This window comes from Clostridium sp. DFI.1.208 (genome assembly GCF_024463855.1).
Lineage (GTDB): Bacteria > Bacillota_I > Bacilli_A > Erysipelotrichales > Erysipelotrichaceae > Clostridium_AQ.
On sequence record NZ_JANGCA010000011.1, the window covers coordinates 65,515 to 90,045 of the forward strand.

The 24,531-nt window shown below is 44.7% G+C and carries 25 protein-coding genes; 4 read left to right on the top strand and 21 right to left on the bottom strand.

The features are described from left to right. Positions 1-58: 58 nt before the first annotated feature. From NE665_RS07835 to rpsF, 11 genes are all read right to left on the bottom strand, one after another. Positions 59-676 (bottom strand): TetR/AcrR family transcriptional regulator, encoded by a 618-nt coding sequence (locus NE665_RS07835; RefSeq protein ID WP_117442535.1) that lies wholly within the window; start codon positions 674-676, stop codon positions 59-61. A gap of 129 nt (positions 677-805) precedes the next feature. Continuing rightward, complete coding sequence (locus tag NE665_RS07840; protein WP_233104671.1) at positions 806-1,222, bottom strand: metallophosphoesterase; 417 nt, start codon at positions 1,220-1,222, stop codon at positions 806-808. A gap of 67 nt (positions 1,223-1,289) precedes the next feature. Continuing rightward, complete coding sequence (locus tag NE665_RS07845; protein ID WP_117442534.1) at positions 1,290-2,378, bottom strand: trypsin-like peptidase domain-containing protein; 1,089 nt, start codon at positions 2,376-2,378, stop codon at positions 1,290-1,292. Next, the gene (locus NE665_RS07850; RefSeq protein ID WP_117442533.1) at positions 2,375-3,121 is read right to left on the bottom strand and encodes an MBL fold metallo-hydrolase; all 747 of its coding nucleotides are present in this window, start codon (positions 3,119-3,121) and stop codon (positions 2,375-2,377) included. The genes NE665_RS07845 and NE665_RS07850 overlap by 4 nt, the downstream gene beginning before the upstream one ends. Positions 3,122-3,235: 114 nt before the next feature. Next, entirely contained in the window at positions 3,236-4,582 is a 1,347-nt protein-coding gene (gene dnaB, locus NE665_RS07855) for a replicative DNA helicase (protein ID WP_117442532.1), read from the bottom strand. A gap of 8 nt (positions 4,583-4,590) precedes the next feature. Further along, positions 4,591-5,037 (bottom strand): 50S ribosomal protein L9, encoded by a 447-nt coding sequence (gene rplI / locus NE665_RS07860; RefSeq protein WP_117442531.1) that lies wholly within the window; start codon positions 5,035-5,037, stop codon positions 4,591-4,593. Beyond that, positions 5,015-7,012, bottom strand: coding sequence for a DHH family phosphoesterase (locus NE665_RS07865; RefSeq protein WP_117442530.1), 1,998 nt, complete (start codon positions 7,010-7,012; stop codon positions 5,015-5,017). Before NE665_RS07865 ends, rplI begins: the two co-directional genes overlap by 23 nt. Continuing rightward, positions 6,990-7,913, bottom strand: coding sequence for a DUF2232 domain-containing protein (locus NE665_RS07870; protein ID WP_117442586.1), 924 nt, complete (start codon positions 7,911-7,913; stop codon positions 6,990-6,992). The genes NE665_RS07865 and NE665_RS07870 overlap by 23 nt, the downstream gene beginning before the upstream one ends. A gap of 110 nt (positions 7,914-8,023) precedes the next feature. After that, positions 8,024-8,254, bottom strand: a complete 231-nt coding sequence (gene rpsR / locus NE665_RS07875; protein WP_002607228.1) for a 30S ribosomal protein S18 — start codon at positions 8,252-8,254, stop codon at positions 8,024-8,026. Positions 8,255-8,274: 20 nt separating this feature from the next. Further along, positions 8,275-8,748, bottom strand: a complete 474-nt coding sequence (locus NE665_RS07880; RefSeq protein WP_347285923.1) for a single-stranded DNA-binding protein — start codon at positions 8,746-8,748, stop codon at positions 8,275-8,277. A gap of 22 nt (positions 8,749-8,770) precedes the next feature. Next, complete coding sequence (gene rpsF / locus NE665_RS07885; protein ID WP_002607226.1) at positions 8,771-9,064, bottom strand: 30S ribosomal protein S6; 294 nt, start codon at positions 9,062-9,064, stop codon at positions 8,771-8,773. 857 nt (positions 9,065-9,921) lie between these two features. Here rpsF and NE665_RS07890 point away from each other — a divergent pair. Next, the gene (locus tag NE665_RS07890; protein WP_347285922.1) at positions 9,922-11,052 is read left to right on the top strand and encodes a hypothetical protein; all 1,131 of its coding nucleotides are present in this window, start codon (positions 9,922-9,924) and stop codon (positions 11,050-11,052) included. Between the two features lie 212 nt (positions 11,053-11,264). After that, positions 11,265-11,483 carry a hypothetical protein gene (locus NE665_RS07895; protein WP_117442528.1) on the top strand — a complete coding sequence of 73 codons (219 nt, stop codon included), beginning with the start codon at positions 11,265-11,267 and terminating at the stop codon, positions 11,481-11,483. 170 nt (positions 11,484-11,653) lie between these two features. Here NE665_RS07895 and NE665_RS07900 read toward each other — a convergent pair whose 3' ends face one another. The 8 genes from NE665_RS07900 to NE665_RS07935 all read right to left on the bottom strand — a co-directional run bounded on the left by NE665_RS07900 (position 11,654) and on the right by NE665_RS07935 (position 19,599). Further along, positions 11,654-12,274, bottom strand: coding sequence for an RDD family protein (locus NE665_RS07900; protein WP_117442527.1), 621 nt, complete (start codon positions 12,272-12,274; stop codon positions 11,654-11,656). Between the two features lie 4 nt (positions 12,275-12,278). Beyond that, positions 12,279-13,463: a PatB family C-S lyase gene (locus tag NE665_RS07905; RefSeq protein WP_118654615.1), complete on the bottom strand. Its 1,185-nt coding sequence runs from the start codon at positions 13,461-13,463 to the stop codon at positions 12,279-12,281. Continuing rightward, positions 13,453-14,556, bottom strand: a complete 1,104-nt coding sequence (locus NE665_RS07910; protein WP_117442525.1) for a Xaa-Pro peptidase family protein — start codon at positions 14,554-14,556, stop codon at positions 13,453-13,455. The genes NE665_RS07905 and NE665_RS07910 overlap by 11 nt, the downstream gene beginning before the upstream one ends. 68 nt (positions 14,557-14,624) lie before the next feature. Continuing rightward, positions 14,625-15,950, bottom strand: a complete 1,326-nt coding sequence (locus NE665_RS07915; RefSeq protein ID WP_008818443.1) for a PTS transporter subunit EIIC — start codon at positions 15,948-15,950, stop codon at positions 14,625-14,627. 40 nt (positions 15,951-15,990) lie between these two features. After that, positions 15,991-16,323: a PTS sugar transporter subunit IIB gene (locus tag NE665_RS07920; RefSeq protein WP_117442524.1), complete on the bottom strand. Its 333-nt coding sequence runs from the start codon at positions 16,321-16,323 to the stop codon at positions 15,991-15,993. Between the two features lies 1 nt (position 16,324). Next, a complete protein-coding gene (locus NE665_RS07925) occupies positions 16,325-16,645 on the bottom strand; it encodes a PTS lactose/cellobiose transporter subunit IIA (RefSeq protein WP_117442523.1) in 321 nt (106 codons plus the stop codon). A gap of 15 nt (positions 16,646-16,660) precedes the next feature. After that, the gene (gene ypdE / locus NE665_RS07930; protein WP_117442522.1) at positions 16,661-17,704 is read right to left on the bottom strand and encodes an aminopeptidase; all 1,044 of its coding nucleotides are present in this window, start codon (positions 17,702-17,704) and stop codon (positions 16,661-16,663) included. Continuing rightward, the gene (locus NE665_RS07935) at positions 17,701-19,599 is read right to left on the bottom strand and encodes a PTS sugar transporter subunit IIA (RefSeq protein ID WP_233104759.1); all 1,899 of its coding nucleotides are present in this window, start codon (positions 19,597-19,599) and stop codon (positions 17,701-17,703) included. Before NE665_RS07935 ends, ypdE begins: the two co-directional genes overlap by 4 nt. A 382-nt stretch (positions 19,600-19,981) precedes the next feature. On the opposite strand from NE665_RS07935, the gene NE665_RS07940 reads away from it, so the two are divergent. Then, positions 19,982-20,137 carry a hypothetical protein gene (locus NE665_RS07940; RefSeq protein ID WP_178759787.1) on the top strand — a complete coding sequence of 52 codons (156 nt, stop codon included), beginning with the start codon at positions 19,982-19,984 and terminating at the stop codon, positions 20,135-20,137. A 142-nt stretch (positions 20,138-20,279) separates the two neighbouring features. On the opposite strand, the gene NE665_RS07945 is transcribed toward NE665_RS07940, so the two are convergent. Further along, on the bottom strand, positions 20,280-21,104 hold the full coding sequence (locus tag NE665_RS07945; protein ID WP_117442520.1) for a hypothetical protein: 825 nt from the start codon (positions 21,102-21,104) through the stop codon (positions 20,280-20,282). Positions 21,105-21,385: 281 nt separating this feature from the next. Between NE665_RS07945 and NE665_RS07950 the strand changes: the two genes are divergently transcribed. Then, positions 21,386-22,741 carry an MATE family efflux transporter gene (locus NE665_RS07950; RefSeq protein ID WP_117442519.1) on the top strand — a complete coding sequence of 452 codons (1,356 nt, stop codon included), beginning with the start codon at positions 21,386-21,388 and terminating at the stop codon, positions 22,739-22,741. A 64-nt stretch (positions 22,742-22,805) separates the two neighbouring features. Here the strand turns inward: NE665_RS07950 and NE665_RS07955 are convergent, their stop codons facing one another. Further along, complete coding sequence (locus NE665_RS07955) at positions 22,806-24,119, bottom strand: DEAD/DEAH box helicase (RefSeq protein ID WP_178759790.1); 1,314 nt, start codon at positions 24,117-24,119, stop codon at positions 22,806-22,808. Between the last annotated feature and the right edge of the window lie 412 nt (positions 24,120-24,531).

A 24,531-nucleotide genomic window follows, 5' to 3' on the forward strand; every position in this document is an offset into this window, starting at 1 on the left:
AAAACTGCCATGCTCTATGATATACATATAGGTATCACAGATGCTGTCGCAGTTTTTTTTACTGATATTCTTTTTTGTATGAGATTTTCTTAAACATGATCTTCCATTCTTCAAAATCCCTCATAATATCCTTTAAGTTTAACGATTCCTGATAACTGAGCTTATCATGCATATACCCCTCTGTCATCCATGCCAGCATTTGATAGACCTGCTTCGGATCAACATCATTGTTGAATTTTGAGAAATCCACATGAGCAAAGTATCGGTCAAAGGTCGTGTCTATGAGTGAATGCAGCTCCATTGCCACATCCTTGCTGACAGCCTCTCGACTGGAAGAAAAGGCACGAGATATAAAGTCCAGAATAAACGGATGCTCCACCATCGTCTGCATTTTTTTCTGAGCGCCGAATTCCATCAGCTCAAAGAAATCTGTAATTTTGGTATAATCCTCGTCATCCATCATCCTTGTGATAATTTCTACACAGTATTGAAACAGATACATATAAAAGCTTTTCTTATCCTTAAAATAATAGAACAATAATCCCTTGGATATGCCTGCCTTGGCTGCGATATCCTCAGTGTTAGCTTTTTTGTATTCATTTCGCCCAAACACTTCCATTCCGGCATCGATGATACGCCGCTGTTTTTCCTGTGATAGCTCTTCAAATTTTTCCATACTACGCTCCTGTCATTCCTGATAGTTATTCAAAAAAAGCTATGATTTCCTGTATGCTGATTGGTGCCATAGCATTTGCATCCACGCCGACATCATATCTTAACAAACCATTATCGCGATTTCTGTAATTCACATCCACATGATTGTGCGGATGTCCGTGCAGATGAATTGCTCTGCGTAAAAAGCCATTCCATTCCGCCATCGGATAATGAAGAAGACAAAGGTGTGCCCCTCATACTTCAGCTCATGCAGCTGCTTTACCCACATAAATAAAGTCTGATCAAATTCCTTTTGATGAACAAAGCGGTCATGATTTCCTTCAATGAGATATTTTCTGCCCTTTAGCTTCATCAGCATTTCCTGAGCATACGTATGATTTTTCATAGTAACATCTCCCAGAATATACACCTCATCATTCACGCGTATCCTTCGATTCCAGTTTTCCACAAGGGCCTCATTCATCGCTTTACAATTACGATAGGGTCTGTTGGCAAGATGAATGATATTATCATGATAAAAATGTACATCCGCTGTGGAGTATATCATGCTGTCCCCTCTTTATTATTCAGAAAACGGCACCCATGCAGGTTCATGCATCAGATGCCGTTCCTTTTTATTCCAGTATTACCGTCTTTTCGATTTCCTTACCGTTGCGGTTTACGACAATGCTTACCTTGTCCTTTACCTTATGACTGTAAAGATACTGACGGAACTGCTTATAATCCTTGATATCCTTGCCATCAAATTTCACAAGGATGTCTCCCTCTTTTATTCCTGCTGCAGCTGCCGGTGTCCGTGAGGCAACCTTGACAATCAGCAGGCCGCTTTCCACCTTGGAATCAATCCCCAGATATGCCTTGTCCAGCATGCTCAGCTGCTCGATTGGCTGTACGGATATTCCCAAAATCGGACGTACCACCTTGCCGTTGTTTTCCAGCTCGGTGATGATGGGAAGAACCTCATTGATCGGCAATGCGAAGCCAAAGCCCTCTACGGAGGTATCCGTAATCTTCATGGAATTGATACCGATCAGCTCTCCTGCCATATTGATTAACGGTCCACCGCTGTTTCCCGGATTGATTGCAGCATCCGTCTGCAGAACATTCACATCCCAGTCCGCAACACCGTTGTTGTCAATATCCATTTCCATCCGTCTATCCACGCCGGATATCAGACCACCGGATACACTGCCCTGATACTCAATGCCCAGTGGACTTCCCATGGCGATGACATATTCTCCCTTTTTTACAAGCGAGGAATTTCCCATCACGAAGGCTTCCGCTTTGAAATCCACTTCTGTTTTCAACAGTGCAAGATCCGTCAGCTCATCCTTTCCGACGATTTCCACCTTCTGTTCCTTGCCGTTCGCAAAGGTGACAATGGCTTCATCCCCATCCGCAACGACATGATTGTTGGTGATAATATAAACCGTTTTTCCATCAACCTTATAAACTGCGCCGCTTCCGGAATCAATCGATTGTCCTCTTGCTTTTGCGGTAACCGTTACCACCTTATTTTCACTTTTCGCCACCAGCTCTGTCACATCACTCGTAATATCCACACTGGCGGATTCCACCTTCTGATTCGTCTGCTGCGCAGCCCCAGCTGCTGTGCTGTTCTCTTTTGACTGTAAATATAAAATCGTCAGGACAATGTTCCATCCGATCAGTGCTACTAGAAGAAAGGCTGTCAGTCGCTTCATGATGATTTCCCTCCGGTATAAATGGAAAACTGATCAGCAGGATACAATCGAAGATCCTCGCGATCCTTTTGCTTCCGCTTCAGTGTTTCCTTCAGTGTTGTAAGTGCCATATCACGGGTGTTTCCCTCCTGCGAAATATGCGCAAGAACAATTTCCTTCGTATTATCCCCCATGACATCACACAGGATATTTGAACAATCCTCATTGCATAGATGTCCGCAGTCTCCAATGATGCGCTGCTTCAGATAGACCGGTCTGGTTGTCTGCATCAGCATCTCGATATCGTGGTTGCTTTCAAAGATATAGTAATCCGCATTGCGTATGTATTCTCTGACCTCATCCTTTATATAGCCGGTATCTGTCACATACACCATTTTTTCATCCTCGGTCTCTATGACATAGCCTACAGTGCCTTCACAATCGTGGCTCATCGGTAAAACCGTTATACGAAAATCCTGGAGCTCAAAGCGATCATACGGGCGTATGCTATGCAGATGATTGGTTGCGATTTCCTGTGTCGCATACGTTGGTATCGGATCAAAGAGCTTCATCTGTGCGACATGATCACTATGCGTATGCGTTATCAAAAGTGCATTGCTTTGCATGGGATCATAAGCAATCTGTTCAAAGCAGCTTTTCAGATATTTTCGTGTCGTTCCACAGTCGATGACCAGCTTGGTATCCCTATGTTTTATCAGACAGCAGTTCCCTTTGGAACCGCTGGCCAGTAATGCAAATTTCATATGCGGCCTCTTTTCTATTACACTTCATTGTTTCAAGAGCATGCAGTAAGCACAGCTGCTTGAACAGCTTTTCTATAAGGACTCCGATAGAGTCATGGTTTGTTCGTCTGTATGTCAGGCAAATCCGTCATGTGCGATATTGAAGAAGGCAGAGATGGATTTTTGGAATGCCAGCTCCACCTTGCCTGTTGCTCCGTTACGATGCTTGGCAATGTCAAGATCGGTCTGATCGGTCGGATTGTTTTGTTCCGCCTCATCATCCTTCGCATAGTAGGCATCACGATACAGAAACATGACGATATCGGCATCCTGCTCGATGGCTCCGGATTCACGAAGGTCAGATAGCATTGGATGCTTATCGGGACGTGTCTCTACAGAACGTGACAGCTGCGACAGTGCGATCACCGGACATTCCATTTCTCTGGCAAGTCCCTTCAGGGAACGGGAGATCTCCGATATTTCCTGCTGGCGGTTATCTCCGCTTTTTCCGCTTCCGCTGATCAGCTGAAGGTAGTCAATGACAACCAGATCAAGACCATGCTCACTTTTCAGCTTACGGCATTTAGAGAACACCTCGGATATTTTGATATTGGAGCTGTCATCCACAAACAGCTTGCTGGCCATCAGCTCATTCGCCGCTTCATTCAGCTTGCTGAATTCATCATCCAGTATGGCTCCACTTCTCAGCTTATTGGATTCCACTGCGGATTTGGCACTCAGAATACGCTTCATCAACGCCTCCGCCGGCATCTCCAGTGAGAAAATGGCAATCGCTCCGGGATTGTAAAAGGAAGCATTCAACGCCAGATTCAGCGCAAAGGCGGTCTTTCCCATTGCGGGACGAGCCGCAAGAATGATCAAATCCCCACGCTGAAAGCCGTTTGTCATGCGGTCCAGATCCGTATAGCCGGTCTTGATTCCGGTTACACGGTTATCACTGGAGCGCAGACGAATCAGCTCCTGCATCACATTGGAAACAACCTCCCGGCTGCTCTTGAAATCGGTGGCACGGCGGCTGCGGGTTACTCCGAGAATATCCCGTTCCGCCTTGTCCATGATTTCATCCAGATCATTTGCCGTATCAAAGCCGTCCTCGGCAATCTGCTCGGCTGCTTCAATTAAGCGTCGCAGATGCGCTCTGCTTTTGATTATTTCAATATAATACACACTGTTGGCGCTGGATATCGCCGTATCACTCAGCTTGATGATATAGTCAGCTCCACCTACCAGATTCAGCTGCTCGATATCCTGCAAACGGGCAATCAGGGTTGTGACATCCACCGGCTTTCCGCTGTCCGTGATATCCATCATGGCAGAGAATATACGCTGATGGATATCCAGATAAAAATCACGCGCGTCCAGACCCTGATCATATACAACACTGGTTACGCTGGGATAAATCATCATTGCACCGAGAATGGACTGCTCCGCCTCGGTACTATGTGGCAATTCTCTACTCATAAAGCCTCCTATCCATTCACATGAACACGAATGGTTCCGATTACCTTATTTCTGTAAAGATCCACCTTGACATCCGTATAGCCAAGAGAGGTGATGGCATCGTTGTCGATGACCTTTCTCTTGTCCACATGAATGCCGTATTTTTCATGCAGCTGTGCCACGATCTGCTTTGTGGAAACACTGCCGAACACACGTCCGCCTTCCCCTGTTTTCACATGGAATTCCAGTGTGATTTTCGCAAGCTGCTTCTTCAAGTCCTCCGCATCCGCTTCCTTCTGTTTTTCTTCCAGATCATGCTGCAGGTTCTGTTCATCCAGAATCTCCATGCTTTTCTTTGTTGCCATTACTGCCAGGTTTTTATTCAGTAGAAAGTTTCTTCCGTAGCCGTCACTGACCTCTACGATATCCCCTTTCTTACCCAGCTTTTTCACATCACTTAGCAGTATCACTTTCATCTTCGTCGTCCTCCTCGTTTTCTTCCAGATAGGCATCTATCATCTGTTTCAGTTCTTGCTGTACGGCCTTCACCGTCGTTTGTTCTCTTTGCAAGGCAGCCATCGTGAAATGTCCGCCGCCGTGCATGTTCTCCATAATAATCTGTACGTTGATTTTCCCCTTACTGCGGGCAGAAACCGCCACTCTGCCATCCTCGATATTGCCGATGACAAAGCTTGCCTCCATATCCTTGATATTCAACAGACTGTCTGCCACCTGAGACATCAGCGTTCGATTGATCACATGGTTGTTATCTACTGCGGCGATCAGAATGCCGTCCGCATATTGCTTAGCATATTTCATAACCTCTGTTTTTGCTTCAAAATCATCAAAATCCTCTTTCAGAAGATTCTCTGCCGTAATGGGATCCACACCCAGATTTTTCAGATAGGCAGCAGCTTCAAACGTACGGCTTCCCGTTCTTGTTTTAAAGCGGTTGGTGTCCACTAGAATACCGACATACATCAGCGTTGCCTCTTCCTCACTCAGATTTACCTTATTGTTTTGATATGGCAGGAATTCAGTTGCCAGCTCGCATACAGAGCTTGCACTGGATTCCACGTACACCAGCAGTGGATTCCCGATGAAGTCCTCACTTCTGCGGTGATGATCAATAACCACGATGCGGTTTGCCTCTGCCAGTGTCAGCGGCGCCCCCGTCTGTTTCGGATTGTGATGATCGACGGCAATCAGAAGATCATCGTTTTCAATCATTTTACTGGCATCCGGATCACTGATAAACCGGTGCCGGCCCTCCAGCTTGTCCATATACAGCTTCATAGCTTCTTTTAGCTGCGGCTCAATACCGCCGCTATCCGATACGACATAGACTTCCTTCCCATAGGCAGCAGCCAGCCGTGACATGCACAGGGCACTTCCCATACAGTCAAAATCCATATTCTGATGCCCGATCACAAACACCCGGTTCGCTTCCATGATGGCTTCCTTAATCGCCTGTGACATCACACGGACACGTACCTTGCTACGTTTTTCCCGGGCCTCACTGTTTCCTCCGAAATACTTCACGCTCTCGCCATATCTCTTGACGGCTGCCTGATCACCGCCCCGGCTCTGTGCCAGCTCCAGCAGATCATTCACCATCGTATCCAGCAGGCGGAAATCATCCGTACCACGGGCAAACGACATACTCAGGGTTATGGATACATCGATATCCTCAGCATTTTTACGTATTGTGTTCAGAATGTCAAATTTATCCTGTACAACCTGTTCAAAAATCGCCTCATTCAAAATGACAAGAAAACGATCGGAGCGCAGACGCCGGATAAACATCCCATAGCGTCCTGCCCATTCCACCAGCGGCTGACGCAGCTGCGTATTGATGGTAGCCATGGTTCCTTCATCCTCATACTGCTGAATTTCCATATAATTATCCAGCTGCAGCAATCCGGCAACGACACTGTCCTTCTTAAACCGCTCTGTTATGGTTTCCAGCTTGGTGATATCCCGTACAAACAGCACCTGTCCGTTTTCCTTACGGGCAATCTCATAAACATATTCCCCATTCGGATCACTTGCCGTCAGCTCGTCCACAGAACCGTTGAAAAGATCTGTAATCTCCGGAATCCAGCTGGTCAGCTTTTTCCCGACAACATTAACAGCACGCTCCTCCAGAAACTCATTGATCCATGTCGCATTGTATTGCTCATCGTACGTGATGATACCGACCTCACCAAAGGACAGGGCATCCTTGGCGTCATGTCCCAGAATATGGGAGATATCAATATCACGCTGTTCCTTATCACGCTCATACTTTAATACGATCCATACAATGACAAGGATATTCAAAATCAACAGAATCGTCATGGGTAGAATCTGAAGACCCGGAATCCCGGCCATATACAGGACAAATAATGCAGCAGCTTCCGCAATCAGAATAATCGCGATTTGAACCTTAAAATTTTCCAAACGATCCATTTATGACACCTCGTTTCATTTTATCTCTCAGCAGAAACAGGATATCCGCAATGCCGATTACGGCAATCACATCCTGTACATAGGGCACAAACACAGCAATCATCAACAGAAACACCAGTGCGCGCTTACGCAGCAGCACCAACAGTCCCATAAGGCACATCGCTCCGCAGGCGATTGCATAGACCTTGCAGACAAGGTAGGCCCCCAGCAGTATAGTCGAAGCTTCCTGGTTTAATTTTAGCACATTTCTACTGTAAAATAGAACCCAAATGACAAGAATCAGCCATCCGTTCCATTTCGGAGCGCGAATACTGAGAATATTGTTCATCGGGCGTACCCTGATATGCAGCCGGGAAAGCAGGATGTTGCCGATCATATGGATGCACATCGTCTGCAGTACGCTCATGAGAACAGCCACCAAAACAACGATGATCGTTACGGTTTTCATGAGATCGATTCCGGTATGGATGTTCATAAGCTCCAGTATGGTTTTCACCAGCTCGATATCCTCTGCCGGATCATACCCGAATACAGCCGCAAGCAAAACGGTTGTGACCAGATAGGAAAAGAATGTGAAGATACCGCTGAAAACAAGCAGCGTACCGTTCTTCCAGCCTTTTCTCACCCCGCCACCATATACAAGTCCCACAACGATGCAGCTAAAGAGATAGAAAATCGTTGTAGGTGAGCTGATCATGAAGGAAAGCAGCAGCATGCTGACAGAGGGAACCAGTGCATTGCGCACTCCGTATTTTGCCGTATAGACAAGAATGGGGAAGGTCAATACCCAATACATAAAATATTCCAGCATATTGCCAAGCTGCCGGTTGATAAACAGAAGCAGTCCGACAATGGCGCACATCATCGCCCCTTCTGTTATCTTGCGTGTCTGATTGTTCATACCCTCTGCTTCCTTTCTCTGCTGTGCCTCAGCAATGCTCCTGCAGCCCTGTGCAGGGATACAGCTATGAAAAAACTCCATCCTGCGACAGATGGAGTGAAATTGCGATATTATTCGCTTACGTAAGGCAGTAAAGCCATCTGGCGTGCACGCTTGATTGCAGTAGCCAGCATACGCTGATATTTTGCACGTGTACCTGTTACACGTCTTGGAATGATTTTTCCGTTTGCAGAAATGAATCTTTTTAATAATTCAATATCCTTGTAGTCGATGCTTTCAATTTTATTTTTCGTAAAGTAACATACTTTTTTACGTCCCATACGCTGTTTTTTGAATGCCATAGAAAATCTCCTTTCTACCATTAAAATGGTAAATCATCACTTGCGATATCCAGTGTATCGCTGCTTGTAAAGTCATTGGAGTAGGACTGGGAGCTGCTGTTGTCACTCTGGTAGCCCTGATTGCTTCCCTGCTCATAGTCAGGTACATAGGCATTGCTGTTCGCATTGCTTGCAGCAGCGCTTTTGCTTTCCAGAAACTGTACACTGTCTGCGACAACTTCTGTTACATAAACGCGTTTACCACTCTGATCATCATAGCTGCGTGTCTGGATTCTTCCTTCCACGCCGACCAGTGAACCTTTATGTGTATACTGTGCTACGATATCCGCAGTTTTATTCCAGGCAACCGTGTTGATAAAATCAGCATCCGGCTGTCCCTCCTGCTTGAAACGGCGGGTACATGCTACAGTAAAAGAAACAACAGATGCACCATTTGCAGTCTTACGCAAGACAGGATCTTTCGTTAAACGACCGACTAATACGACTCTATTGATCATATGTCCATCCTCCTAAGTCTTACTCTTCGTCCTGAGTTTTGATAATCATATAACGTACGATGCTGTGGTTGATACGTGCCAGACGCTCGAATTCGTGAATTCCTTCGTTGTTGGCAGTTGCATTTACTACAACATAGTAGCCTTTTTTCATGTGATTGATTTCATACGCGAACTCTTTCACGCCCCATTCGTCTACCTTATCGATAGTACCCTCGTGGTCAGTAATAATCTTGTGGAAACTGTCCATCAGTTTAGTGCGTGCTGCATCATCCAGGGATGCGTTCACGATGTACATGATTTCGTATTTTTTCATTCTGTACACCTCCTCGTGGTCTTTAGGCCCTATATCCGTTATGTATAGAGCGGGGAGTAGAGATTTCTACCCGTTTACTGATTATATCATGGGGAAATGGTGAAAGTAAAGTGATAATTTGACTTTTTCCAGAAGTTCAGAGCAGTAAGACATTTTCAGATAAGAGAGGGATTGTACGTTTCCTGCGCTTTATCTTGTTATTCTTCCTTAATAATGATTTATTCGTAATCATATTCCTGATACTATCAACCTATCAATCGCATAATCAGGAAGCAATCGCATTCATATATACGGATTCTTTTTTTAAACACCTAAATTTTCTTAATCCCTTAAAAGCAAACGGTATGGAGAGTAAAAACGAAGCTGTATCATCATACAGGACGTATCATATTCGTTATACAATATATAGAGCAAATACATGATCCCAACGCTGAAATGAGAAATATTTTTTCATACTCTGGTTTTTCGATTTTTTCTGTATTTCCGAGAGGATATATGCTACACTGTAGATACAAAAAAAGGAGAGGTTGGTCTATGAGAAACTATATACATAATACAATCCATTCACATGGTATTCATCCGCTAAAGCCCCGGCCTTTCCGTAGCTCAACCGCTTGCTAGAAGCGTTTTTTCTTATGCTTTTAACAAATTAAGTTATTTTTTCCCATCCCTGTGTAACACGCTGCAGCTAAATACCGCTTGTCGGCGGTAAGGACTGCCTTGTTTTTGTTGCATGCATTACAGCGTATGAAACAAAACAGCAGGTACTTCTATATGCTGATGAAAGCAACAGCAACATAAGAGCTCCACCAGATCATATCCCTGTAGTACAGATAACAATAGCAGAAAGAAAGGATATGATCATGAATACAAATACAGAAACAGCAGCTATGATTAGTTGTTATGATGATAAAAAGGCATATGACATGTACTGTAAAAAGCTGTTATCAAATAAGCAGATACTCGCCTATGTTATGAAAGGCTGTATTCCGGAATATGCAGACATTCCACTGGAGGATATACCGTCCTATATCGAAATGTCTTCCATAAAGAATACAGCGGAGTACGAACATATTGATGATAAGCAGATAGAGGTTACGGATGAGGCCATACCGGGAGCCCAGATCAAATACGATATTCAGTTTGAAGCAGTGATACCATCAAAGCAGATGACTCCGGATAAGAATACATCCTCGGAAAATAGGCTTCGCTTGATCATCAACCTGGAAAGCCAGGCGGAGGATAACCCCGGCTATCCTCTGATCAAGCGTGCTTTGTACTATTGCAGTAGATTGATGGCAAGACAGAAGCATCCCAGAGATGGATTTCAGCATTCCGATTATGGTAAAATCAAAAAGGTCTGTTCCATATGGATCTGTATCGGTCACAGCAATCAAAAGAACGATGTCATCAATACCTATAAGATACAGGAAACATGCGAAACAAAGATATGGCATGCCGCAAAGGAGGACTATGATTTGATCACAGCAGTCATGGTGTATCCGAAAAAAGAAGGCGTACGAAAAGCACAGGATATTCCGAATGCGGTGGAGCAGGAGGATGAGAACAAGCAGAGGCTGCTGGAGCTATTAAAGATTTTGTTTATAAAAAATCTCGCAGTAGTGGATAAAAAGGAACAATTACAGAAGACGTATGGTATACTAATGGAGAAGGAGATAGATAAGGAGGTCATGACGATGTGCAACTTTAGTGATTTCATTGAACAAAGAGGTATAGAAAAAGGCTTGGAGCAGGGGCTGGAACAAGGACTGGAAAAAGGACTGGAAAAAGGACTTAGAAAAGGCTTGTTACAGGGAAAAGCTGAAGGTAAAAGGGAAGGAAAGGCGGAAGGCAGAGTGGAAGCAACGCTACTCTATGTAAGAAAACTGATGCAGAAAATCGATGTCAGTGCGGTGGATGCGATGAATATGCTGGATGTTGAAGAAGACATACGACCTACCATTCTGCACTCTCTACATTTATCCTAAACAGCAATGCCCACAATAATTTTAAAGAGCTGTATCATCTCAGCTCTTTTTCTGAATGTTATGATTCCGCACATATAAGAAGTAAATGAAACTCCTGCAACGTTTTTATCCTTCATAGCATATAAGCTTTTATTTGCATCACAATATGAAAATAAAAGCCCGTTACATCCCGGTTCTGAATGCTATACTAGAGAAAAGAAAGAAGGGATTTGATGAAACTGCTGATTGGATCAGTTACCAAGTGTGAAGAAATTAAACAGGCAGTCCTGTCCATGGAGCTACCACTTACCTATCAGGGCAAGAAGGGACTACAGATGGTATTCGACTGTGCATCTGATGAGGATGAGAAAATCATTCTGAGAAAGGTAAAAGACGAATTGAAGCAGCTGCCGGAGCTTGGCGGTATCTTCTACAATGTGACATGTGGATAAGCAGACAGCCTGTAACCTCACTTTATAGCACAAGAAAGGAAAGCACTTCTGATGAATAACAGAATCATGCTTTCCTTTTTCATACAGCTTGTTTGCCGTTCCTAATACTGTCTGCCCTGGCTTATTTTACACGTTGTTACCTATTCATTATGTATCAGATAGAAGAATACTCATTCTTTCTGTTTTTCAACACAAGTCACTCTGGTTTTCGCAAGATAGTCGTGAAGCGAGCGATGTGAATCTGTCTTAACAACAAGAATGAGAGAAAGTGCTGTCAGTAACATCCCTGCAATCTGCCAGTAATAATCTACATAGTAGCTCAAGGACAGGGTTACCAGCTGACGGATGTAGTTCGATGCGACAAATGCTGCCCCCTCCAGCAGGAAGCCACCGATAACCTGCCGTTTCAGCAGTGTGATCAAATCCACTGCTTCACCATCTGTTTTTTCTATACGATAACCGGCAATGTGCTTCCCCAGTGTCTGCCCCGGCCAAATGCGCCAGGGAACATATACAAAATAAAACAGCGCAAACAACATACAGAGTGCCCCGGCCAGTAAGGCCCAGCCTCGTGCATATCCAAGTGATTCAAAAACATACAGACCACCAAACATATCCTGTTTTTTCGTCAATCCGCTGTATAGCAGCACAGCCGGCAGCCCGGTAAACATACCGCCGACTACCCAGTCTACGATATAAGCGCCGAATCGTTTCGGTGTATCAACATCACTCGGTGTATGATCGGTAATCGCATATAGCTTTTCATATATTCCTGTCATATTCAGCTGCATTTTCCTACCTCTTTTCTTCATACAGGGCATCCACCGCCTTCTTCATGCGCTGTAATCCCTCCAGAAGCTTCGCTCTTGGACATCCACAGTTCATACGCAGATAGCCCTTCCCATTGTTGCCGTAGGTTTCCCCCTTCATGATTGCGACCTTTCCGATATGCACCAACGCTTCCTGCAGCTCCTCGCTTGAAAACGGCACAGCTCTTACATCGATCCATGCAAGATATGTCGCCTGTGGCATAGCAAAGCGCATATCCGGGAAATGCTCCTTCACAAACTGCTCCACCAGCTCCATATTGCCGCGTATATAGTCGCACAGCTGATCGACATAATCATCACACCTCGTATAGCCGACCATGGTCGCATACATTCCGAAAATACTTGCAGAATTCAGGAAATCACGCTTTCTTGTTTGATACAGAAATTCATCCCGTACCATCTGATCCGCAATCACTGCATAGGAGCCAATCAAACCGGGAACATTTAAGGTCTTACTGCAGGAGCTGACCAGAAACAATCTGTCATATTCCCCGATATACTCAAGAATCGGAGTATGTCTTCCCCTCAGCTGCATATCCATATGAATTTCATCCGATATGATGGCCGTTCCATGCGCCTTGCAGATCGACACCATTTTTTGCAGCTCCCTGCGACTCCAAAGACGTCCGGTTGGATTATGCGGAGAGCATAACAGGAATATGGAGCAGTCCTTTATATCCTCTTCAAATTTATCAAAGTCAATTTCAAAATCACAGTCCCCCTGTACCAGATCATTGCTGATGAGAATGCGATCCTGATCCTCAATAACCGTGAAGAAGGAATCATACATAGGGTTAAAGCTCAGAATACGATCCTTTGGTTTGGATAACAGCCGGATTAGAAGAGAAACGGAATACATGACACTGGGACTGTACAAAATCCAGTCCTCCTCCATACGGCATTGAAAGCGCCGTTGAAAATATCCGGTGATGCTCCCCTTGAAATCGTGATGATTCCAGCGTGTATAGCCGTAGATTTCGTGCTGTGCCACCTTTTGAATCGTATCGCTGATCGGCTTGGGAATCCGAAAGTCCGTATCGGAAATAGAAAACGGAAGCAGGTCTTTCTCCCCAAAACGGTCTTCGATATAATCCCATTGTGTACAATAGGTGCCTCTGCGCTCGATCACTTCATCAAAATCATACTTCATGTGCTGCATCCTCCTTCAGAATCAAAAGCTCCTTGCTCGTCCTATTCATCACTACACCGATGCCATCTCTGATTACCACATCATCCTCTATGCGAATACCACCGATTCCCGGCAGATAGATTCCCGGTTCACAGGACATCATCATACCGTTTTGTAAAACAACAGTACTTGTTTCGTTCAGAATCGGATATTCACAGCCATCGCCAATTCCAAGACCATGGCCCAGACCGTGTGTAAAATATTCCCCATAGCCTTTACGGGCTATAATTGAACGTGCAGCGTTGTCCACCTCGTTTGCCACTGCCCCCTGTTTCATCGCTTGGATACCTGCGAGCTGTGCTTCCAGGACGATATGATAAATACTTGCAATTTCCGGCTTTGGCTTTCCAATAAAGCAGACTCTTGTCATATCAGACTGATAATTTTTATACTGAATACCGAAGTCCATTAAAATTGGCTCATGCGCACGGATTTTCCTTCCTGTCGGGCGTCCATGCGGCAGGGCACTGCGCTCCCCGGTTCCCACGATTGTTTCAAAGGACATCTGTGTAGCTCCGGCGGATATCGCATAATACTGCAGCAATGCAGATATTTCATATTCACTCATACCGATATGCAGATGATGAATGACGCTTTGATAAATATCATCCGTGATATCCACTGCCTCCTGCATAAGACGCTGTTCCTCTTCATCCTTGCAGATACGAAGCATATGAATTTCCTCATCCAGCAAACGAATATTGACACCGAGAGCCTCCATGCGCCAATATTCCTTCACCAGTTGCTGCGAGCTCTCCACCCCCATGCTCGTACAGGCATGCTTGTGCAGCAGCTCTTCAACAACGCCAAGATAGCCGTTCCCACCGGTATGCGGCATATGTTGGACGATTTGTAAGTCATGCTCCCGCTCATTTGCCTCAATCAGGTAACGTCCATCGACAATCAGGTAACCCTGATCTCTCATAAGTAGAATCTGACAACCGCTTCCTGTCAGTGTGTCCATATACTTTTTCATTGTTTTACTTTTGATCAGCAATGCATCCAACTTCTGCTTTTGCAGAAATGCTTGCAGCTTTCCTAAGCGCTTCGCCATTGCACAGCACCCCTTTCCTCTATTTGTTAAATAAGGCAGACCTGCGCCTGCCTTATCCTAGGTTGCCTTTAGAAATCCAGATCCAGATCGTTCAGCAATGCTTCATCCTCTGCGGAGATAGCACTCTTCTGTGCTTCCACAGCCTTTTCATTCTCCAGCTCACGTTTCTCGTACAGCTTGAAGAACGGATACCACAGAGCGATGGAGCCTAGCATCTGTATGGCATTAACGACGATGGTTCTCCAGTCCAGATTGACCAGATAGCCCTCCAGGAAGACACCGACATACGGTGGATTGAAGACCGGCATATTCAGCAGTCCCATATCCATCAGCCAGTGCGGGAAGGTTCCAAGAATTGCCCCACCGATGACATAAGGGATAAAGAACAGCGGATTCAATACGATTGGCGCTCCAAACAGAATCGGTTCATTGATACCGAACAATGCAGGAATCAAAGCAACACGGCCGATTTTCTTCTGTGCCGCCGCCTTTGAGAAGATGCACCAGAATACCAGTCCGAAGGTGACACCGGTTCCTGTGAAGTTTGCGAAGGCAGAGATCGCTCCACCGGTATAGAAATGCTCCAGCGGCAGATGTGCCTTGTAGTTGGCGATATTGTCAGCCAGAAACTGTGTGGAGATCGGGCTGGTGATCGGACTAAGTACGGATGGATGAATACCGAAGAAGAACAGCAGACAGCTCATCATCTGCAGGAAGGTGAATGCCAGCGGGTTATCCATGGAGCCTACCAGCGGTGCCAACAGATTGGTGAAGATCATCGGCGGTATGGTTTCAAATACGTTCACACATACAACGCGGATAATCAGGAAGAATCCGATGACGATAACAGAAATCGGAATCATTTCAAAGGAGCGTGATACAAAATCAGGTACTGACTCCGGCATTTTAATGGTAAAATGCTTTTTAATACACCAGCGATACAGCTCCACCGCAATAATGGTCGCAAACATAGCAGCAAACAGGCCCTTGGTCCCCAGATAGGTTCCGGATATCCCACCGTCCTCCGTATACTCAACCGCCATCATCAAGAAGGCAATAATCCCCATACTCATGCAGCCGGGAACATCCAGCTTATAGGAATTTGCCAAATGGTAGGCGATAATAGCCGTCACATACAAGGACATCAGACTCATTCCGACATTGAACGGAATATAAATAATGTCCAGATTTGCTGTGATCCACTGCGATATTGGATTCTCTGTACCGATCATATTCGGAATTGCTTCCGGAATCAGACAGAAGCTTCCGATAATCAGCAGCGGTGTCATCGCTACCATCGCTTTCTTAATTGCGCTCAGATGCACCTGTTTATCCATCTTATTGGCGATCGGAGTCAAATATTTATTCATAAATGCCTCAAATTTATCAAACATGTTTCCACTCTCGCTTTCTTTTTTATAATTCCCCTCAGAATTATTTCTGCATATCTGCTTTTTTTCTTGCGATCAATGCCATTTTCATAACCGTGGCTCCATCCATTTTTCCATATGTATCTTTGTCTACGATAACATAAGGAATATGGTGTGGATCGATAATCGGCTTGATGTAGTCGATTTTGTGTGCAATCTGCGGTCCGATGACAAGCACATCCATGCCTTCCACTTCACTCTGCAGTAAATCTACCGGTATAGCAGTGAATTGGAAATCATCGATATTCAGCTTGGCACTGTCCTTCACAGTTTTCTTCATGCTGTCCATCAGCATGGTTGTGGAGAAGCCTCCTGCACAGCACAATACGATTTTCATGTTATTTACCCTCCTTTGCCTCAAATACATTTATCATTTCCTCAATCAGATCTCTCGCTAATTGAGAAGTCATATAATGGTCCTGCGCATGAACCATCAACAACCCGATTTCCGGTTTCTCATCACTGTCACTCATTTCTGCAGTGATGAGCTTTGTCTGGATTTTGTGAGCCTCCAGATCTATCTTTCTCGCCTGAGCAAGCAACTCGCGTGCCTCATCATAACGGCTATCCTTCACCATTTTTAAAGCCTCAAATGCTTTTGCCTTACTATCTCCGGCAGCAGAAATCATACCTACGATTTCCTGTTCCAACTGATTCATTTCGTCTCCTCCTCATCAATATGCAGTAAATACTTCCATTCTCTCTTTCGTTAATGCTTTCGCCAGCTGTACAACCAGCTCTATCGTATGATCCAGATCCCGTGTATCCACCAGACTCCAAGAGCCATGGCAGTAGCGTAGCGGTATTCCGATGACCATAGCAAGTGTGCCGCTGCGGCTGATTCCGGCATTGCCGGCGTCGGTACCTCCACCGCTGAACATATCACATTGATAAGGGATATCATGTGTCTGTGCAGTTTCTTTGACAAACGCCAGCAGCTTTTCATTCGGTGCCAGTGTTTTATCGTAATGCACCAGCATGCAGCCCTTTCCCAGCCTGCGGTGATTGGTATAGTTTCTTGACAGCTCCGGATGATTCGCCACATCGAGTGCGAATACAAGATCCGGTTCTTCCTTATATACTGCTGTTTTCCCTCCGCGCACACCAACCTCTTCACTGCTGGTTGCACACAGGATGATCTCATTTTCCAATGACAGCTCATGGATACGCTTCATCACCTGAGCCAGCACATAGCAGCCGCTTCGATCATCCATCGCCTTGCCGGCATATACATGATCCTGATTGAACGGATGTGCATGGCTGTCGAAGCAGACCATATTGCCAATTTCCACGCCAAGTGCCGCGACCTCCTCCCGGCTGTCACAGCCAAGATCCACATACAGCTCTTTGACACGGTGATTCTCATCCGTTGTAATGTTCAGAATACCGGATACCTTTGATCCCGAAGCCGTCGTAATTCTGACCTTCTGCATTTCCATGCTTTTCTGCTGAACGCCACCCAGTGCAATCAGATATACAAAGCCGATATCCGATATATGCCGCACAAGAAAGCCGACTTCATCCATGTGGGCGCAAAACATGATTTTCAGCGGTTTTTCTGCTGTTCCCTTTTTGTGAAAGGATATACTGCCCAGTGTATCGTACGTAATTTCATCACTGTATGCGGATAATTCCTCTTTCAATATGGTACGTACCTCCCCCTCTTTGGAAGCAACCGCATCCGCATTGGACAGGCGTACCAGTAAATCTTCTTTCATAGACTTCCTCCATCCAGTTCCTTCATAACAATCAACAGCTCCTCCAGTGTCCTGCTGCTTAACACCTGTTCCAGCCGCTTTTCATCCTTCATGAGCTGATACAGCTTTCGGGTGATATCCTTGTGCATCTCATAGCTGCTTCTTGTCAGTGATATCATAAAGATAATGCGCACCTCTTTGCCCTCATACAGTATCGGCTTATGCAAAATACAGACCGATATCATATTCTTTTCCGCAAGGATTTGAATCGGATGCGGTATAGCAACCCCATGTGCGTATACGGTACTCATATAGGACTCACGTTCCATGACGTAATCCGCATAATGCGCACCGCCATAGCCGCAGGTTTCCAGCTGATCCGCCATCTGCTTCAGCAGACGCAGATAGTCCGTTTCCTCACTGATCTGAAAGAAATCACGACTGAACAGGGAATACATATAGGAATCCACATCCGCAATGCTCAGGGAATCGCAGTTATCAAACTGCAGCACCTGTCGAATACGAATCAGATCCTGATCATCCAGCAGCTCCTTGATATAGATAATCGGAGCACTGAACTCCCGGTTTAAAGGAACGATGGTAAAAATCAAATCCGGCTGAAACGCTTCCAGCTCCTCCAGCTGAAGAAAGCTGAAGGTTTCCACCTCTGCCTTGACAAACAGCGATTCTATCTGCAGCTTGATCAGGTACGCACTGCCTCCACCGGTGGAACAGACGACACCGATGCGGTTAAACCGCCGGATACGCAGCTCCCGTTCCTTTTCCATGTGCGCCGCAAAATGTGTCGCAACAAAGCCGACCTCATCGTGTGTCGCTTCCACATCATATTTTTCTTTCAGCATATCCGCAAAGCGTATGGCAATGTTGAAAACCATCGGATAGCGAATACAAATTTCACTGATCAGATTATTCTTATACGATATTTTCTGATGCAATCGGTCGATCAATAGGGATACATGGGTAAGCAGTGAAGTTTTAAACACTTCATCCTCACTGAATTCTGTTCCATATACCTCATCGCATTCCTGCAGGAACTGGTTGATGTCGGCACGCAGGCTTACACTGAAGGAGCTGACCGGCACCATCTGCCGGATATTGATCCGCAGCACCTCAAGAAACTGCTGATAGGTCTTTTTTGATATGCCATAGGTGAATAAGCCTTCCACGGTCTGTATGACCTCAGCTCCAACCCGTTCACAGGCGTCCTTACGCGCGGTTGGATGATATCGTTCCTCTGCTTGGATCTGCGCCAGATACAGCGTAACCTTCAGCCAGACGATAACGTTTTTCAACTCATTGTAATTGATGTTGAGATGCTCCCGCTCAATGCTGTGTACCAGTACCTCATGAATCCGGGTAAAGGAAGCTTCCTCCTTTTCCAGCTCCTGTGTGATAAAGGTATTCCCATCAAAATACAGCTCGCTCATCAGCTTTCTGATATGCTGAGTATCTCCACGGATGCGGATGCCGTAATGGCTTTTCTTTTCCAGCTGTAAATGATGGACCTGCAGCTGATTTTCCACCTCCTGCAAATCCTTTTTTACTGAGGTGCGGCTAATTTGGAACTGCTCTGCCATACGATCCATGGAAACATAGCTTTCCTGCAATGTCAGATACGCCATCATGTTCTTGACACGATCCTTCATATCAAACATCGTTTCATGCTCGAGCGATTTCATGAATTCATCCAGCAGACGGTCATTGATTACTTCAAGCAGATATCCGTTCCCTCTGCGCATGTGCAGCTGATACCCGTTTCTTGAAGAAATCTGTATCAGATATGACAGGTCATTCTGTATCGTTCTTCTGGATACATCATATCGCTTCATGAAATATTCCATGGGCAGGTATTCCTTCATTGTCAGAAAGTCTTTCATTATGGAATATAATCTCATACAGGATTCTCCTTTCTTATTTTCGGTATCGCTTACATCCACATTATAAGATTGCTTTCACATTAAGAACAGATTAACAATTACGCCTGAATGTGCAAATAAAATCGTAAAGTGCTGCTTTGATAACGGATGTAAAAGATACAGGGATAATAGTAACACATTCATTCCGCAGTTCCTGTTTTTCATCTACTTGCAGGAAGAGCATTGTCTATGTTGAATGATTTATATGTAAAGTTTTCCATTATTCTGGCTTTTTTTCCTTATGTATTGTAGATAGATACATATTCTATTAAAATTAAATTAAGGATAAACGCTTGGCAGCACTGCAGTATAAACACAGAATTTCACCCAATTAGCACGATTTCATATGGAGGATATCATTATGACTGATGAAGAAAGAAAGCGTTTAAAAAATTTGAATAAGAAAAATGAAGAATTCAACAAACAGCTATATGATAATGCAAGAAGCTATGCAACGGGTTTATTTGTTTTAGGCGTATTAGCATTATTTATTCTTATTTTATATTTGGTATTCTAAGCAAAACGTTACCTAAAAGAATCCGTTTGCTTATACGATGCCTTAAGATATTAAAGAAGTCATGTATAACACTGATATTCATAACAGTGATTACATGACTTTTCTTATAATTTTATTTATCACCACAATCTAAAAAGACACACTATTTGTGTGTCCATGTAGTTTTCACTAAATCCTTTAGCTGTAGCTTTACACTCGAGCGTCCTGCAACCAGTGATTTACTCAAACGGAAGCCATATTCGTCCTTATTCTTCGTTTTATTAACGCTCAGATACATCCACGGAAGCTCCTGGGAACCGTCATCCAGCAGAACATTCACACTTCCCTCCAGCTCATAAGCCTTATGCTTTTTCTCTATATCATGGGACACAACAGAGACAATACTTCCTCCCTGTGTGCTGAATTCCCCGCTTGCTTCAAAATAGATCAGATAGGCATCGGTCTCTTCCTCAACATCCGAAAGATAGATCGTATTTCCCTCACTCTCATATACCTTCTGTCCCTCATTAGAGGACACATCCTTCAGCTGGAAGGTATACACAGCCTCTTCCTTTATTTCCTGCTGCATTGTACGATAATTGCTGGATTCCTGCAGATAGCCCATTGCCTTACGTTGGTCATCGATCGCCACACTGCGGCTGATTGCATAAAAGCTGATCATAATGATTACAGCAACCAGAATACATATCACCGCACGGTTTCCGGCCTTGCTTTTTTTGTTCTTTAACAGCAGCGGCTCCGGGACGCTGCGCACGATTCCATTGATAAACGCAGCTTCATCCCCATTGTAAATAGCCTGTGGCTGCAGGCTCCGCAGTTGTGCAGTATACAGTTGATTCGCGATGTCATGCAGCTCCACATTCAGATAGCTGCTCTCTCTTATTTTTTTAAGAAGTCGATTTTGTATTTTTCTGTATTCCTGCAGGTATTCCTGTTCCAGCAGGTCCAGTATTTCATTATTTTCCATGTTTATGACCTCTTTCCTGTCCTATTATAGTATATCATATGAATCCGATTGCGTGAGCATTTATACGATAACAAATACACCGTAAAATTACAATGTTTTTTCTATGAAAAATTATGGAAAAGTATACTTTCATGGGTTATGTATCCATTTCCCGGGGAATACCTTTCTCGTACAATCCTGTTTGCGCCAGCTTTGAACAACCGATTCTTTTCAATTTTTAAACATTTACCTCTGAACCAAACAGGCGTATAATAAGATACAAATATCAAAGGGGTAGTAGAATGAATAAAGAGAAGTCAAAAAACAGAGGTTTGATGACTGAGGGAGTCATCTGGAAGGAAATTCTGCTGTTTTCCATACCACTGCTGCTGGGCAATCTGTTTCAGCAGCTGTATAATGCAGTGGATTCCGTTGTTGTGGGGAATTATATCGGAGCACAGGCACTTGCGGCTGTTGGCTCCAGTGCACCTGTCATCAATTTGCTGGTCAGCTTTTTCATGGGACTTGCGGTCGGAGCCGGTGTTATCATCTCCCGCTATTTCGGCGCAAGAAAAAAAGAAGAGCTGCACATCGCTGTGCACACCTCGCTGGCACTGACCTTTGCGGCAGGCCTTGTTATGACGCTGATTGGCGTACTTATTTCGCCTTATGTATTGCAATGGGTAGGAACACCAAGTGATGTCATGGAAAGCTCCGTACTGTATCTGCGTATTTATTTTCTGGGCATTTTGTCTGTGATGGTTTATAACATGGGAAGCGGTATCCTGCGAGCGGTAGGCGATTCCAGAAATCCACTGTACTTTCTAATCGTGTCTTCCGTCACCAACATTATTCTGGATATGCTGTTCGTCATTGTCTTTCACATGGGAATTGCCGGAGTTGGATGGGCCACGCTGATCGCGCAGACGATCAGTGCTGTATTAACCATGCTTCTGCTTATGCGTACCAAGGAAGAATACCAGGTAAAGCTGAAACATATTCGTTTTCACAAGCATATGCTTTATGAAATTGTCCGACTGGGCCTTCCCAGCGGTTTACAGAATGCCATCGTTTCCTTTTCCAATGTTATCGTACAAAGCAACATCAACGCCTTCGGTTCTCTGGCTATGGCAGGCTGCGGCTCCTATACCAAGATCGACGGCTTTGCCATACTACCGGTTATGAGCTATTCCATGGCACTGACCACGTTTACCGGTCAGAATATGGGGGCGAAAAAATATGACCGCGTAAAGCAGGGAGCAAAGACCGGCATTCTCATGAGTGTCATAACGATTGTCTGCATTTCTGCCCTGCTGCTGATTTTAGGCCCTAATGTTCTTGCGATTTTCTCCAGTGATCCGACAGTTATCAATTATGGACTGTATATGATGCATGTACTTGCACCGGGCTATATCTTCCTGGCAATATCCCATGCCTTTAACGGTATCATTCGTGGTGCAGGTATTACGACTGTTCCTATGATCGTCATGGTCACATGCTGGTGCGGGCTGCGTATGGCGTGGATTCTAACCAGTGTACCGTTGTTTCACGATATCGGTGTTGTCTTTATGGGGTGGCCGCTGACATGGATTGCCAGTGCCTTATGGCTGTTCCTATATTATCGTAAGGGAAGCTGGATGACACGCTATGATTCTTAAATAAATCGATAAAAGCCATCGAATAAACTGATTTAACCAGATTATTCGATGGCTCTCTTTATATTTATGCCGGATGTACCGGCTGCTTTTGTGACTGCGGTCTGCGTCTGCGGTTGTTCCGTTTTGGTGCAGCTGCCGATGTTTGCGGCTTCCCTGCAGCACTGCGGTTCTCGCTTCGATTGGATGCGGAAGGCTTCGCTGCGGATTTCTGCCTTCTTCTATTTTGCGACTGTACAGATGCTGCAGGCTCCAGATTACGCATTGGAAACTCACGATCCTCCACAACCGGTATGTGCATACGAATCAGCTTTTCAATGCTTTTTACATACTCTGCCTCATTGCAGTCAGAGAAAGCAATGGCACAGCCCTGTCTGCCAGCTCTACCGGTACGTCCGATGCGATGTACATATACTTCAGCTTCATTGGGAATATCGAAGTTAAATACATGGCTCAGCTCCTGCACATCAATCCCTCTTGCGGCGATGTCTGTAGCAACCAGTACCCTACTTTTTCCTTCCTTGAATTGCAGCAGTGCCTGCTGTCGCGCATTCTGTGACTTATTCCCATGGATTACACCACTCGTTACGCCGTTTTCATTCAGATACTTTGCAAGGCGATTCGCATTGCTTTTCGTTCTTGTGAATACAAGTGCATTTTGTACACGGTTCTTCTGTAAAAGCTTTAACAGCAGGCGTTTTTTGTTTGCTTTATCCACATAATATAAGCTCTGATCAATCTTCTCCACTGTAGTTGATGCTGGTGTCACCTCAATGCTGACAGGCTCATGCAATAAGGACTGCGCAAGCTTACGAATTTCTGAAGGCATGGTAGCACTGAAAAACAATGTCTGCTTCTTTTTGGGCAGCTTTGCGATGATCCGTTTTACATCCGGAAGAAATCCCATATCCAGCATGCGGTCTGCTTCATCCAGAATGAAGATTTCAATATGGCTGATGTCAATTATGCCCTGTTGAATCAGATCATTCAATCGACCGGGTGTTGCGACCAGAATATCCACTCCGGCCTTCAAAATACGTTCTTGCGGCTTCTGCGGTACACCACCAAAGATGACGGCACTGCGTATTGTTGTATATTGGGCATACGCCGTGATGTTTTCCTGGATCTGAATGGCAAGCTCTCTGGTCGGAGTTACGATCAGGGAGCGGATGCTTTGTTTATGATGCGTTTTCAGCAGTTGAATCGTCGGAATGGAAAATGCTGCTGTTTTCCCGGTACCGGTCTGTGCACAGCCGAGAATGTCACGACCCTGCAAAGCGTAGGGTATCGCCTGTTCCTGAATTGGTGTGGGATCAACATATCCCTGTTCTTTAATAGCCTTTAAAATAGGCTCTGTTATATGTAATGTGTGAAATTTCATGTTCTCTTCTTTCTATCAGGCATGAAAAAGCGATACTTATTGTTCATCCCTAAGTATCGCGTTAGCCTTGAATTTAAGCAACCCCATCATAACACACTTTGTTGCAGAACAGAAGATATTTTTGAAATTTCACAAAGATTCACATAGAAATATGTGCTTTTTATATTTATGCTTTACCAAACGTGCGTGCGTATTTATATTTTTCTGCACGGTAATAGGAGCGAACATATTCTACAGGTTTTCCATTCTGATCCAGAGAAGTCCTTGTTCTCAGCAGCAATGCCGTGTGCTCTCACGACCTGTAATTCACTGCTGATAGAGCATGTGCATAGCCAACCTCAATATCCTCATACACGCTTGTGATACAAATACCTTTTTCGCGTTCAAGATATTCATATAAAGAAGAATAATA